Here is a 13730-nt window from a genome sequence, read left to right as displayed (position 1 = left end):
ATTCATTAAAAATATATAAAAAAGGGACTTTAATTTAAAAGTCCCTTTTTTTAATTATTTCCAAAAATTCCATTTTTTACCATCAAAAATGGCAATTGTTTTAGATGTTGTGTCGTAGCATATCATTCCTGGATAAGGAGAAATAACGGTTGTAACAGGATCGTTTACTCTTGGTAAAACAAGCGCTTTGTCGGATGATTCTAAGACTAGAACACCTTTTGCAGAAGAATTATTTGCTCCCAAAATAATTCCATCTCCATTGTCATTAGAAACATTTTTTACAAGACTAGAATTATCTCCAGTGTCACTTAAATTTACCCAGCTATTGTTTTCGTACATTTTAACTTTTTGGTCTGTTTGATCATATAAAAATGTACCATTAGTAGGAGAGGTAGGAGTTTTTGTATTGGCAGGTAAAATAATTCCTTTCGAACTATTATCTTGAAACTGGATAAGAGATGAGGTTGTTGAAGTTATATTATTGATATCGGTACCAATAATAAGTTGTGCATTTATTTTATTGGTAAAAAATATTGTAAATAATAAGATGGTAATAGATAGTTTCATTTTTTTATAATTTAATTATTACACGATTTTTTGATACAATTCCAAGAAGATCCATTGTAGAGTTTAACACATTGTTTTGTGGTATCATAAATAAGCATACCTTCTATTGGAGTAAGAATTTTATCAGAACTTGTACGAGAAATTACAAATCCTTTGTTTGTAGACTGTAAAGCAAGAATTCCATTAGGAATATTTAAAGGAAAATTCTCTGTTTTAGATAATGTTGAAATACCAATAAGTGTATAGCCTGTAGGAGTCCCTGTTTTAGGATCTTGTGTGCAACTAGAAGTTGATGTTAAAAATATCTTTGCTGCAGAACATACACCTAATGTATTACATAATTGATAAGTTAACGGATCTGACGGTATTACTGCATCATTTTTTATTGTTATTTGTCCTGTTGCTGTATCAAGTGTTATTCCTGTTGGCCATGTTCCTGTAGTAGAAATGGTAGAATTTTTATGTGAACCCGATAAAACAATATTTCCCGTTTCGTTATTATAAGAATCATTCATAATAATGTCATAAGAAGCTGTTTCTTTGGTTGGAGAAATATAATCATCATTTGCTTTTATTACATTATCAACATCAGAATTAGAAGGAGAATCAATTGTATTTCCTCCCGAAGAAACTTCTTCTAACGTAATATCATCTACATAGAAATCATTTCCTTGATTTGCAATGATGTTATTACGTAATGCTACAGCAATTGTGTGTGAGGTATCATGTTGAGGTACTTTAAAAGTCCAAGACATTTTTTCCCATTTATTTTGCTCTTTTAAATTTGTTTCACTATTTGTCCAATATTCATGAGGTAGAATTCCTAAGTCTTTATTAGAAGAACCTAAAATTTCTTCTGTAACGATGTCTTGTACTTCAAAGTTAACACCTACATTATTATTATTGGAACCATAAAACCATGCAGATATTTTGTATGATTTTCCAGATTCAACTAAAATCGCTCTTCTATAATATTGGTTTAGTATTGTTCCACCGTTTACAACTAAAACAGCTCCGTCATCAGAAGAATCTGTATGATTAACTATACTTCTCCAGAAATCACCTCTCCAATCTATATGCATATCCGGTATAGGATCATTAAAATTATAAATAGATTTAGGCGCTATTACAGCATAATAACCATTATCGATATTCCAAACATCCTGATTTGCTCTTTTTCGATCTGTTCGTTGAGGATTTGGGGCAACTTGGAAATATTTATCTGCTAATTGATAAAAACTAGAACCATGACTATCAAATGTTCCTAAAGATCTATCTTTCCCGGATTGAGGTATATACTGGGAACCAATTCGTTTTGTGGATTTTCCGAAATCATCAGAAAAAATAATTTTGTTTGTAGATTGACTGTACGCTAATTCAATCATCATAAATAAACAAAAAAATAGTAGATTTTTTTTCATATTATATATTAATTAGGTTTGTTAAAAATATTCGTTATTCTCGTAACATACCTTTATAAGAATAGTTAAAAAATGTTGTAAATCAATAAGTTATTATTTGTTAATCGTTTTTAATCGTTTATTTATCTGGTAAATAAACATTTATTAATAAATAATGAAGTAGAATTTATTTATGATATTTATTACTAAAATAAAAATCCCTTTAATTTTTATTAAAGGGATTTGAAAACTATTATTTAATTAATTTTACTTGATAGAGATCTCTACGTCTATCCTTCATTGTTTTTACGGTTCCATATTCATGTAATTCTCGTAATAAATATAAATCGACATCTGCGATTAATACCATTTCAGAATTTGGTGTTGCTTCTGCTTTAACTCCATTATTAGGAAAAGAGAAGTCTGAAGGTGTAAAAACAGCAGATTGCGAATACTGGATATCCATATTATTTACATGGGGTAAATTACCAACAGAACCAGCAATTGCAACATAACATTCGTTTTCTATTGCTCTTGCTTGAGCGCAGCTACGGACACGCGTATAACCATTTTGAGTATCAGTCATAAATGGAACAAATAAAATATCCATTCCTTGGTCGGCTAATATTCTACTTAATTCAGGGAATTCGACATCATAACAAATACAAAGACCAACTTTTCCACTATCAGTTTCAAAAATTTTTATCTCGTCTCCACCATTTAATGCGTAATATTTAAACTCATTTGGTGTAATATGAACTTTACTGTAAGAATCTAATTTTCCCGAACGGTGACATAAGAAAGAAGTGTTATACAACTTTCCTTCTTTTAAATGTGGCATAGAACCGGAAATAATATTCACATTATATGTAATTGCAAATTCCTGAATTTTTGCAACAATATCGTCTGTCATTGTTGCCAATTGATGCATTGCTTCAATCTCTTTTAAATGATTGTAAGGACGCATTAATGGACTATTAAAGAATTCTGGGAACAATACAAAGTCAGAACCATAATCACTTACTGCACTTACGAAAAATTCTACTTGATCATAAAAATCTTGTAATCCATTAAACAACCTCATCTGCCATTGTACTAATCCTAATCTAGTTGTACGCTTGGTAGGTGAATTAGAAGTTAAATCTGGCTCGTAATAAATATTATTCCATTCCAATAAAGTTGCATATTCTAACGACTCTTTATCATCTTTTAAATAATTTTTTAAAATTTTCTTGACATTGAAATCATTTGATAATTGAAAAGCTAAAGTACCATCGTAAATCTCTTTACTTTTTACTTTTTCTATATATTGACGAGGAGATAATTCGTTTGAGTAATTATGATAATTCGGAATTCGACCACCAGCTACAATAGATTTTAAATTCATTTCCTCGCATAGTTCTTTTCGAACATCATACAAACGTCTTCCTAAACGTAATTGACGGTAATTAGGATGTACAAATACTTCTATACCATACATTACGTCTCCATCTAAATCGTGTTTAAGAAACTTTCCGTTAGATGTAATTGTATCATAATTAGCAGCTAAATTTGTTTTCTTAGAATTTACAATTATACTAAGTGCTGAGGCAACAACTTTACCATCAACTTCTATACAGAATTGTCCTTTTGGGAAAATTGTTAAAAGTTCTTTTATTTCATCAACAGACCACGTCCCTAAAAGATTATCATAAGCTTCTTTCGTAGATTGTGTTAAATCGCTATAATCTTCAAGTGTTAAATTTCTGACCTGAATATTCATGTTTTATATATTTTAGATGATACTGAAAATTAGCAAATATTAATTCAAGTACCAATTATTATAAGTAATTTTAGCATTATATAATTCAATCAGAGATAATTTTTGAAGAATGAAAGATGTAAAAATAGAATTCAGAAAACCCATTTATCCAATAAGCAAAGGACTCAATCAATACTTACAAAAATATAATCGTACGACTAAAGTAACCTTAGAATATGAAGATTTAATGCGATTTACTGGTTGTGTTGCATTAGAGGACAAAAATGGAAATGATACACATTGGTTAGGATTATATTATCCTGATTCTGAACATCAAGAAATACAAGATAACTTAAATAGAATTTATACGTATTTACATTCTGATGGAGATGAGGATTCTTTGCCTTATTTGGTTGTTGATTCTATTGATTATTGCACTTTCGGAAACTCTAAACCATTTCGTATTCGTGTTAGAAATATTCTGAATGATAATTACACCAATTTTTACATTAAGCAAGCTGACGCTTCACGTGTTTATGGCTTAGAATTAGAAGATATTTTATCTCCGCACCGAATTAATTTCTTAGTTTATAAAAATACATTAATAGAGGAACATATTTCTGGAATTCCAGGAGATGTTTTTATTAATAATTATTTAGATAAATGTACCGATTTAGAGAAGAGTCAAATAGCAAAAGAGTTTGTTAAATTTAATGAACGATGCTTTATTGGACTTCTTGGAGATATGCGTTCATATAATTATGTTGTTATTCCCATTCACGATTTTGACCAAGTAATTTACCGTATTCGTCCTATCGATTTTGATCAACAATGTTATGAAGGAAATCTAAAAGTTTATCGACCACAATATTTCAAAGAAAATAAAGTAATGGTTGATATGGTGGAGAGTAGATTGAAACCAAACTCTATTGTTCAGTATAGGAAAGAAGTACGGTCATTAATTACAAAAAGAATCTCAAACAGTTCTAAACGTTTTCGTGATTTAATGAAGATTATTAAAGTAGATGCTATATCCACTCCAGAAAATATAAAACAATTACAAAGCGGATTTGCAAGATTTTATAAAAATCCAGACTATCTTAATTTTACCCAAATGGGAGAAATATTAGATAAGGCAATTCATGATAGCTTAAAAGAAAAACCCATCAATCAGAAATGATGATGGGTTAATTTTAAAATAAAGGGAAAAAATACTACTAATAGTATGTATATCGTCTAACACCAGCAATATGTTTTGCTAAACGCATTACTTGGTGGCTGTATCCATATTCGTTATCGTACCAAACATATAGTACAATGTTTTTACCATCTGCAGAAACTATTGTTGCATTGCTGTCAAAAATAGAAGGAGCAGAAGTTCCTACAATATCAGAAGAAACCAACTCGTTGTTTAAAGAGTATTTTATTTGCTCAACTAATTCTCCATTTAAAGCAGCTTCTTTCATAATGTTGTTTACATTTTCAATAGAAGTATTTTTATCAACTTCTAAATTTAAAACAACTAAAGAACCATTTGGAACAGGAACGCGAATAGCATTCGATGTTAATTTACCAGATAAACTAGGTAAAGCTTTTGCTACAGCAGTTCCAGCGCCAGTTTCTGTTATCACCATATTAAGTGCAGCAGCACGTCCACGGCGATATTTTTTGTGCATATTATCAACCAAATTTTGGTCATTAGTATAAGCATGTATCGTTTCTAAATGTCCTTTTACAACACCTAAATTATCTTCAATAACTTTTAAAATTGGTGTAATAGCATTTGTTGTACAAGATGCAGCCGAAAAAATATTAACCTCTTTTGGAGAATATTCTTCATGATTTACTCCGTAAACAATATTCGGAACATTTTTTCCTGGAGCAGTTAATAATACTTTATCAGCACCTTTAGAAACTAAATGGCGAGACAATGCAACGTCATCTTTAAAAACACCTGTATTATCTATTACTAAAGCATTGTTTATACCATAAGCTGTATAATCTACATCTTCTGGTTGAGCTGCATAAATCATGTAAACAGTAACACCGTTTATAATTAAAGCATTATTCTCATGATCTGTAATTACATTACCATTAAAATCCCCGTGAACAGAATCGTGACGTAATAAAGAAGCGCGTTTCTCTAATAAAACAGCATCATTTTTATCTCTTGTAACAACTGCACGAAGTCTTAATTGTTGACCTTTACCAGTTTTAGAAGCTAATTCACGCGCTAATAAACGTCCAATTCTACCAAAACCATATAATACAACATCTTTTGGTTCAACATTTTTAGTTTCTTTACCAGTAGATAATTTGTCTTCTACGAAACTTTGTAAAGAACTATAGTTTCCTCTTTTGTATTCTGTTGCCAATTTTCCTATATCTAAACGAGAAGCTGGTAAATTAAGCTCCGAAATAATTTTCGCTATAGATAAAGTATCCGCTACAGTAATGCTTTCTCCTACAAATTCCTCTGCATATTGATGTAAATTAATAACATCGCTAACATTTTTGTCAATTAACTGGTTACGAAAAATCACTAATTCTATTGATTGTTCATACCATAAATCAGAAACGATTTTTATAAGTTCCGCAACTTTTTTATTTACCTCATTAAATGAGTTAAGTTGCTGGTCATAAGAAAGGTTGTTCATTTTAAGGAATTGTTTTTTGTTGTTGTGTTTATAATTATTAATTGCAAAAGTAATCAATTATAACGATTTCGTAACTTTTTTTTGTTAAAACTAATTATTATCATGTATTTTAGAAAATGGGCACACGAAAACAACATAAAAACTAAGTTTATAGAATAATCTTAAAATATTTTTCAACAAAAAATAGTTGATTTAAATAGTTGTATAATTGGTTTTTATGAGTTTTTGTGTTATAAGAAAGGTTTAACTATAACGTTTTCGTTAATAGAGTTGATTTTAAATTTTATTTGATAAAACAAAAAAAGCTACTATATTTGCACTCTCAATATCGAAATAGTCGGTGTTGCAGGAGAGTTGGCAGAGTGGTCGAATGCGGCAGTCTTGAAAACTGTTGAGGGTCACACCTCCGGGGGTTCGAATCCCTCACTCTCCGCTAAGAAAACCCAATAGAGTAATCTGTTGGGTTTTTTGTTTTTTTGAAACTCTTGAAATTATATTTCAAAGAGTGAAAGAAAAACAAAAAAATAGATGCGGAGCATATAGGGTTTTCTTAGAATCACTTTCCTTTAATTGGGAATATGAAATAATTCCTCACTCTCCGCTAAGAAAACCCAAGAGAGCAATCTGTTGGGTTTTTTTTGTTTTTCCTGAGGTTTTTGAAAATTCTATTTTTCAAAATAAATTTACTATGATTAGTACGCTTGTGCTTCTAGATATTTAGAAATGAATGGAAATAAAGACATTGGATTTGTAATACTAATTAAAGAGATTTTGAAGTAGTAATTAATAATATGAAACTGTTGTGTACTTTCTAAAATGGTAAGGCTGATGTTTGCTTTATATAACGCATTACAAAAGAGCTTTGTATTTTACTGATGTGTGGTATCGCTGAAAGTTTATTGGCAACAAAGTCGTTATATGCTTCAGGGTCTTTTACAACAACTTTTAAAACTACATCAAATATACCGCCTGTTACATAGGCTTCCATAACTTCATTCAAATTAGAAATTCTTTCTAAAAATTCATCTACATATTCAATACGTTGGCTGTTCAGAGAAACATTAACGATCACAGTAAATTTAAGTCCTAACTTTTTTTGGTCAATAATAGCAACATACTCTTTAATATAACCCTCGTTTTCCAATTTTTTTATTTTATCATAAACAGAAGTACGAGACATATTTAGGCGTTCTGTTAAGTCTGAAATATCAAAGCGTGAGTTTTTTTGTAATGATCTCAACAACTCAATTTCCTGTTTGTTTAGTTCTTCCATCGGATTTTTTCCGTTAAAGATAAAAAAGTAAATATAAATTTTGTATAAAAAACGATTTTTAATTCAATTAATAGGAATTTTTACATATTTATATTGTTTAATAAATACTAAATATGATAATTTATAATTTTGTATGGATAAAATAAGATTATGACTAAATATATAATTATAGTTGCATTAGGTGCTATTAGTTATGGCACATTAACATCATTTGCAAAAATTGCTTATGGACAAGGTTATACTGCTGGGGAAATTACTTTTGTACAAGCAGCTATTGGGGCAATTATTTTATGGTCAGTTGTATTGTTTAAAAGTGTGAAAAATCGTTCGTTAAAATTAGTAGGAAATTGGAAACTTATTTTAGCAGGAACTTCAATGGGTTTTTCAGCTTTCAGTTTTTATCTTTCGGTAAAATATATTCCAGTTTCATTGGCGATTGTTTTGCTAATGCAAGTTTCGTGGATTAGCAATTTAGCTGAATGGTTGGTTTTCAAAAAACGACTTTCTAAATTGCAAATTATTGCTTCTGTTATCATTGTTTTCGGAACTGTTTTAGCAGGAAATTTACTGAATGTAAACAATCTTAATTTTTCAGTCACAGGAATTTTATTAGCATTATCGTCAGCCTTTCTTTATACTATTTATGTACTCTTCATGAGTAAATTAGGTAATGAAACACCTATGTTTGAAAAAAGTGCATTGATGACAACAGGTTCAGCAATGATGATACTTTTAATCAATTTTCAATCCATTACAACGAGTGCACACCTTGATATTGGCTTGTTGAAATGGGGGATATTTTTAGCCTTTTTTGGAACCGTAATTCCGCCTATATGTTTTACAATTGGAATGCCTAAAATCGGTGCAGGTTTGAGTTCTATATTATTGACATTGGAACTGCCAGCAGTTGTTTTTTGTGCTCATATTATACTTGGGGAACATATTACTTTTTTACAAATCATCGGAATAGCAATAATGATTGGATCTATTATCTGGCTAAACCTTGTAAAAGCGAAAAAAGAAAATAAAACTGTAGAACTAATCCCTTAAAAGTAAATCTACCAAATATATTATGCAACAGAAAAACATCCATTCATTGATAGACGTAAACGGTAAACAGCTTTATGTTGAATTACAATACAATTACCCAAATAAACCAACTATTGTTTTTTTACATGATAGTTTAGGTTGTGTACAACTATGGCGTGATTTTCCACAAAAATTAGCTGAAGCCACACAAAATAATGTATTAGTTTATGATCGTTTAGGTTATGGTAAGTCAGAACCGATGCTGACACATGAAAGACCAGTTGATTATTTAGAACTAGAAGCAGATGTTTTGAATGAATTATTAACCATATTGGAAATAAACAATGTTATTTTATTTGGACACAGTGATGGTGGTTCTATTGCTTTAATTTCAGCAAGTAAATATCCCGAAAAAATGAAAGCCCTGATTTGTGAAGCAGGACACATTTTTGTAGAAGATGTTACTTTAAAAGGTATTTATAAAGCAATGGAAGCTTATAAAACATCCAATCTTCCTGAACGTTTAGCAAAGTATCACAACGATAAAGTAGAGGCTATATTCAGATCGTGGACGGAAACGTGGACACGCAGCGATTACAGAGATTGGAATATTGAATATTTTTTACCACAAATTACCTGTCCTCTTTTATTTGTGCAAGGAGAATTAGATGAATATGGAACACTAGAACAAGTTGAAAAAACCATTAGTCAAATAAATGGAAAAGCCGAAAAATACATTATCAAGAATGTAGGACACACGCCACATAAAGAAGCACCAGAATTAACTTTTAATGCGGTTAAAGAGTTTATTAAGAATATATAGTTTTTTAATGAAAATTATACTAAAAATATTTGCGTAACTATTTGTTATATTGTTTTTAGGTCGATTTTTTTGATGAGGATATTAATAATTATCTGACAGAAATACCTTTTAGTCCGCTAAGAAAACCCAATAGAGTAATCTGTTGGTTTTTTTGCTTTTTCTGAAGCTTTGGAAATCTAAATAACATAGTTTGTATCTTTGTTTAAAAGAATACTAAGATTTGGAAACATTAAAATTCAATAAAACAGAATGTGGAGTCGACTTTTTGCTAAATGTTATACATAGTATAGATTTTAGAGAAAATTATTTTACTTCAGAGTATTCCAATACAGATTTTTTTGAAGTTTTCTTCTTTAAAAAAGGAAATGGACATTTAATATTAAATCATAAGAAAAGTGAGATTTCCGATAATTCGATAGTGTTTATTTCTCCTTATCAAAAAAAGAGTTGGAATGTTAATGTTGAGAATTTAGAATTTACATTATTAGTTTTTCAAGAGGATTTTTTGAATGATTTCTTTTCAGATAAACTTTTTACTTACAGATTGCACTATTTTTATCAAACAGAATTTCCTTTAATTCTTAATGTTGATAATGAAATAATAAAGCGATATTGTGTATTCTTATCAGAAATGAAAGAGGAATTACAAAAAACGAAAGAAGATAGTGTACATATTATTCGTTCTCTTATCTATTATATTCTGCAAAAACTTAATAGAGAATATGCTGAGAAGTATAACTTATCTTATAAAAAGGATGATACCAATTATGCTTTTCTATTTAAACAATTAATGGAAACTCATATTAAAGAGAAACAAAGAATTAATGATTATATAGAGCTTTTAAATATTAGTCGTATTTCATTAAATAAAGCAGTAAAAGAGCAATTTAATATTACTGCAACAGAACTTTTAAAACAACGATTGCTTTTTGAAATAAAAGATTATCTTATTCATACAGAGTTAACTGTTGCGCAAATAGCTAACAAACTTCATTTTTCAGAACCTAATCATTTAATGAGGTTTTTTAAACGTCAAACAGGAATCACAACAAGTGAGTTTTTAGAGGATTATCAAAATGGTATCTCTTATTAATCTTTTGGTAGTATTAATGTTTTTAGCTAAAGGTATTTTTGTCTCATAAAATAGAATAGTTATGAGTAAACAAGCATTAATCGTTATTGATATTCAAAATGATTATTTTGAAAATGGCGCTTTTCCATTAGTTAATCCTGTAGAAGCAAGTATTAACGCAAGTAAAGTTCTCGAATATTTTAGAGCAAATAATCTACCAATTGCTCATATTCAACATGTAAATCCAAGTGATGCTCCATTTATGAGTGTAGGAACTAATGGTGTTGAAATTCATGAAAACGTAAAACCTCTTAAAGATGAAAAAGTTTTTCAGAAAAGTTATCCGAATAGTTTTAGAGAAACAGATTTGTTAGATTATTTAAAAGAAAATGAAGTAACAGAAGTTGTAATTACAGGAATGATGACACATATGTGTGTAGATGCAACAACTAGAGCTGCATTTGATTTTGAATATAAATGTACTGTAATTGGAGATGCTTGCGCTTCGAGAGATTTAGAAATTAATGGAAAAATAGTTAAAGCAGAAGATGTTCATCATGCATTTCTATCGGCTTTATCATTTATATATGCTGATGTAAAATGTACTGAAGAGTTCTTGAAGAACTAATGATTTAAAAATCTAAAAAGGTTTAATGGTTTATAATCATTAAACCTTTTTTTAGATTAATTCTTAGTTATTATCAATTTCATTTAGGGAACTAATATTCTAAATGAAATTGATAAGTCATCCATCAGATATCCATTTTGCAGACATTGTTTTGTTATTTTAATTTAAATATTCATCAATTTTCACATTTCTATTTTTGTTATTAGCATCTTCTATACCTTTGAAAATTGTTTTGATTTGAGCTTTGTCAATTATATATTTATTAAAAAATACATATTCAATAGTTTTTGTGTTTTTTATATCCTCTAATGGATTTTTTGAGAGCAATACTAAATCTGAATAATATCCTGTTTTTATTTTTCCAACTTTAGTTTTCATCCAATTAGCTGGAGCAACAGTAGCAGAATAAATGATCTCTGAGTTTGTCATTCCTGACTTTGATAAAGACTCTAACTCATTGTGAAGAGAAAATCCAGGAACTACAGTTGCTACATTAGCATCTGTTCCTGCCATAATTGTTACTTTATGATCTAATAATGCTTTTGTCATTATATGAACAGCTTCTGTGTAAGTCTTCCAGAATATGAGTGATAATTTTTTAGCATCAGGGTTATCTTTTCCATCGTATTCATATCCATTTGTGCCAGGTAACCATCCCATTTTATAGAGCATAGTTCCTTCTATTATTTTTGGATTAACAAATTTTAATTCAATTTTTTGAAGCTTAGATTTTAAATCGAATCTCTGATCTTCAAAACTTTCACATAACCAAACTGTTGAGGTTACACTCATGTTATTTTCTTTAATTTTTTTTGCGATTTGGGACGAGCGTATCTTCAAAAAGTCTAAGTATTCTTTTTGGTTTTTAGAAATTGGTTTTCCAAACTCATCGATGCTTTTTACCACTAATTCTTCAACATGCGCCACTTCTTTCTGTCCCGATTTATAAAAAGTTTCAAGATCAACCAAAGGAATATGTCCAATAACTGGAATATGTTTTTTATTTGCAATTTCTATGGTGGTTTTAAAAATTTCTGGATTTACAAAACCATACATTTTAATGGCATCATAACCTTGTTCGCTTATCTTTTCGATTGCTTTTTCAGCATCTTCTCTGTTTGAATAATTGATAGATTGCCTAGTCCAACTGTAATAATAACCGCCCAATCCGTTTTCACTAAATATAGGAGGAGAGGCAACAAACATTCGTGGTCCAAGACCGTTTTTTTTGATTGATTTTCTCCATTCCAAGATATGAGGTTGGCCTGCCATCTCTCTAATATAGGTTACACCATTTGCGAGATATAAAAATAAATCATTTTTACTTTCTTTTAAATGTACATGACTGTCTATGAGTCCAGGAATCAAAAATTTATCTGTTCCGTCAATAATAGTGACTGTTTCATCAAAACTTTGTCTTTGAGATATTTTGATAATTGTACCATTTTTTATTATTACATCTTGATTTTTGATGAAATGGGTACAATCTTCTGAAAGTATATTGACATTTCGTATTACACTTATTTTATTCGCTTTATGAATGGAAGAAAAATCAATAACTTCAGTAGATTTTCCATTAACTTTATTTAACTCATAGTCTGCCCATACGAAGACACAAATAAGAATACTCAATAGTATAACAAACGAATATAGAACTTTTCGGATTCCATTTTTTTTCATAAATAATTTACTTTTAATCAAAAACAAAGTAAATCTAAAAATGCTCTTAAACAGTAGCTATTCAGGGATTAGGGATGAAGTGTATCGTTTTAGGGATGGAGTTGTAAGGATAATAAATAAGGTTTGTAATTTTTGGAAACAGGAAGTTCTATTTGAGTAAGAAAAATAGTATACTGATTTTTCCAAGATTTGAAATGAGTAGGATTTATTAAGTGTGAACGATGAACCTGAACTAAAAAATCAAAATCACTCTGTACTTTTTTAAGTGTGCTTCTAAGAAGTTTTGTTTTTAATTTGTTTCCTTCTAAAAAGAAGACCTCAATATAGTTTTGTGAATTAGAAATACAGACTAAATCTTCTTTATTTATTTTTAAAATATCTAGTTTGTTATCTCCTCTAATAGTAATGATGTCATTTTTAACTGGAATTAATTTAACGATGTATATTCTCGCTAAAATTATTATTGGAGTCGAAATTAAAATCAACCTAAAAATGATTACCCAAAGAAATTCCAAAAAATTATAACCTCCGTTTAGTATGGTACTTTTATAAAAAGAATAGGTACTTACTAAAAAAAGTAATTGAAAAAAAAGTAAACTTATTATTTCAAATGTTATATTCCATTTTGAGAGTTTATTATAAACTCTTTTTTGAATTAGGGCAAGAACAATGTAGCACAAAAATGCTATTACACTAAATCCAACACTAATAATAATCCAGTTATAAAAGCTAATCGTTCCATCGTCAAATGGTCTAATTAAAAAAGCAAAAATAAAAAACCATATGCTGATAAAAGCTCCTAATATTATATGATGCTTTATCGAAGGATTTAATTTTTTCATCAATCTATCATACGTTAA

Annotated in this window: 12 protein-coding genes and 1 tRNA gene; 6 read left to right on the top strand and 7 right to left on the bottom strand. The window is 29.2% G+C overall.

Annotation, left to right across the window (positions count from 1 at the left end; genetic code table 11):
- Window positions 1-54: 54 nt before the first annotated feature.
- The 3 genes from BUA86_RS05390 to BUA86_RS05380 all read right to left on the bottom strand — a co-directional run bounded on the left by BUA86_RS05390 (window position 55) and on the right by BUA86_RS05380 (window position 3729).
- Entirely contained in the window at window positions 55-567 is a 513-nt protein-coding gene (locus tag BUA86_RS05390; protein ID WP_072930592.1) for a hypothetical protein, read from the bottom strand.
- An 11-nt stretch (window positions 568-578) separates the two neighbouring features.
- A complete protein-coding gene (locus tag BUA86_RS05385; RefSeq protein ID WP_143147248.1) occupies window positions 579-1988 on the bottom strand; it encodes a hypothetical protein in 1410 nt (469 codons plus the stop codon).
- A 232-nt stretch (window positions 1989-2220) separates the two neighbouring features.
- Complete coding sequence (locus BUA86_RS05380; RefSeq protein WP_072930590.1) at window positions 2221-3729, bottom strand: carbon-nitrogen hydrolase family protein; 1509 nt, start codon at window positions 3727-3729, stop codon at window positions 2221-2223.
- A 109-nt stretch (window positions 3730-3838) separates the two neighbouring features.
- Here BUA86_RS05380 and BUA86_RS05375 point away from each other — a divergent pair, with 109 nt between their 5' ends.
- Window positions 3839-4888 (top strand): hypothetical protein, encoded by a 1050-nt coding sequence (locus BUA86_RS05375; RefSeq protein WP_072930589.1) that lies wholly within the window; start codon window positions 3839-3841, stop codon window positions 4886-4888.
- Between the two features lie 37 nt (window positions 4889-4925).
- Here BUA86_RS05375 and BUA86_RS05370 read toward each other — a convergent pair whose 3' ends face one another.
- The gene (locus BUA86_RS05370) at window positions 4926-6365 is read right to left on the bottom strand and encodes a glyceraldehyde-3-phosphate dehydrogenase (protein ID WP_072930880.1); all 1440 of its coding nucleotides are present in this window, start codon (window positions 6363-6365) and stop codon (window positions 4926-4928) included.
- 348 nt (window positions 6366-6713) lie between these two features.
- Here BUA86_RS05370 and BUA86_RS05365 point away from each other — a divergent pair.
- Window positions 6714-6798, top strand: a tRNA-Ser gene (locus tag BUA86_RS05365).
- A 378-nt stretch (window positions 6799-7176) separates the two neighbouring features.
- On the opposite strand, the gene BUA86_RS05355 is transcribed toward BUA86_RS05365, so the two are convergent.
- Window positions 7177-7638, bottom strand: coding sequence for an Lrp/AsnC family transcriptional regulator (locus tag BUA86_RS05355; RefSeq protein WP_072930587.1), 462 nt, complete (start codon window positions 7636-7638; stop codon window positions 7177-7179).
- Between the two features lie 150 nt (window positions 7639-7788).
- On the opposite strand from BUA86_RS05355, the gene BUA86_RS05350 reads away from it, so the two are divergent.
- From BUA86_RS05350 to BUA86_RS05335, 4 genes are all read left to right on the top strand, one after another.
- Complete coding sequence (locus BUA86_RS05350) at window positions 7789-8688, top strand: EamA family transporter (RefSeq protein WP_072930578.1); 900 nt, start codon at window positions 7789-7791, stop codon at window positions 8686-8688.
- Window positions 8689-8710: 22 nt separating this feature from the next.
- Window positions 8711-9490: an alpha/beta fold hydrolase gene (locus BUA86_RS05345; RefSeq protein WP_072930577.1), complete on the top strand. Its 780-nt coding sequence runs from the start codon at window positions 8711-8713 to the stop codon at window positions 9488-9490.
- 220 nt (window positions 9491-9710) lie between these two features.
- Window positions 9711-10583 carry an AraC family transcriptional regulator gene (locus tag BUA86_RS05340; RefSeq protein WP_072930575.1) on the top strand — a complete coding sequence of 291 codons (873 nt, stop codon included), beginning with the start codon at window positions 9711-9713 and terminating at the stop codon, window positions 10581-10583.
- A 61-nt stretch (window positions 10584-10644) separates the two neighbouring features.
- A complete protein-coding gene (locus BUA86_RS05335; protein WP_072930573.1) occupies window positions 10645-11190 on the top strand; it encodes a cysteine hydrolase family protein in 546 nt (181 codons plus the stop codon).
- Window positions 11191-11349: 159 nt separating this feature from the next.
- Here BUA86_RS05335 and BUA86_RS05330 read toward each other — a convergent pair whose 3' ends face one another.
- Both BUA86_RS05330 and BUA86_RS05325 read right to left on the bottom strand, forming a co-directional pair.
- Window positions 11350-12870, bottom strand: a complete 1521-nt coding sequence (locus BUA86_RS05330; RefSeq protein ID WP_072930571.1) for an amidohydrolase family protein — start codon at window positions 12868-12870, stop codon at window positions 11350-11352.
- 89 nt (window positions 12871-12959) lie between these two features.
- The gene (locus BUA86_RS05325) at window positions 12960-13712 is read right to left on the bottom strand and encodes a LytTR family DNA-binding domain-containing protein (protein ID WP_072930569.1); all 753 of its coding nucleotides are present in this window, start codon (window positions 13710-13712) and stop codon (window positions 12960-12962) included.
- Window positions 13713-13730 lie beyond the last annotated feature (18 nt).

The sequence above is a fragment of the Chishuiella changwenlii genome (assembly GCF_900142565.1).
Classification (GTDB): domain Bacteria; phylum Bacteroidota; class Bacteroidia; order Flavobacteriales; family Weeksellaceae; genus Empedobacter; species Empedobacter changwenlii.
The sequence above is the reverse complement of the archived record's forward strand: the minus strand, read 5'-3'. Positions and strand labels throughout refer to the sequence as shown.

What these genes read in the sequence shown, in the direction of transcription:
- BUA86_RS05390 (WP_072930592.1), bottom strand. Translation starts at nt 567, where the DNA reads ATGAAACTATCTATTACCATCTTATTATTTACAATATTTTTTACCAAT.
- BUA86_RS05385 (WP_143147248.1), bottom strand. Translation starts at nt 1,988, where the DNA reads ATGAAAAAAAATCTACTATTTTTTTGTTTATTTATGATGATTGAATTA.
- BUA86_RS05380 (WP_072930590.1), bottom strand. Translation starts at nt 3,729, where the DNA reads ATGAATATTCAGGTCAGAAATTTAACACTTGAAGATTATAGCGATTTA.
- BUA86_RS05375 (WP_072930589.1), top strand. Translation starts at nt 3,839, where the DNA reads ATGAAAGATGTAAAAATAGAATTCAGAAAACCCATTTATCCAATAAGC.
- BUA86_RS05370 (WP_072930880.1), bottom strand. Translation starts at nt 6,365, where the DNA reads ATGAACAACCTTTCTTATGACCAGCAACTTAACTCATTTAATGAGGTA.
- BUA86_RS05355 (WP_072930587.1), bottom strand. Translation starts at nt 7,638, where the DNA reads ATGGAAGAACTAAACAAACAGGAAATTGAGTTGTTGAGATCATTACAA.
- BUA86_RS05350 (WP_072930578.1), top strand. Translation starts at nt 7,789, where the DNA reads ATGACTAAATATATAATTATAGTTGCATTAGGTGCTATTAGTTATGGC.
- BUA86_RS05345 (WP_072930577.1), top strand. Translation starts at nt 8,711, where the DNA reads ATGCAACAGAAAAACATCCATTCATTGATAGACGTAAACGGTAAACAG.
- BUA86_RS05335 (WP_072930573.1), top strand. Translation starts at nt 10,645, where the DNA reads ATGAGTAAACAAGCATTAATCGTTATTGATATTCAAAATGATTATTTT.
- BUA86_RS05330 (WP_072930571.1), bottom strand. Translation starts at nt 12,870, where the DNA reads ATGAAAAAAAATGGAATCCGAAAAGTTCTATATTCGTTTGTTATACTA.
- BUA86_RS05325 (WP_072930569.1), bottom strand. Translation starts at nt 13,712, where the DNA reads ATGAAAAAATTAAATCCTTCGATAAAGCATCATATAATATTAGGAGCT.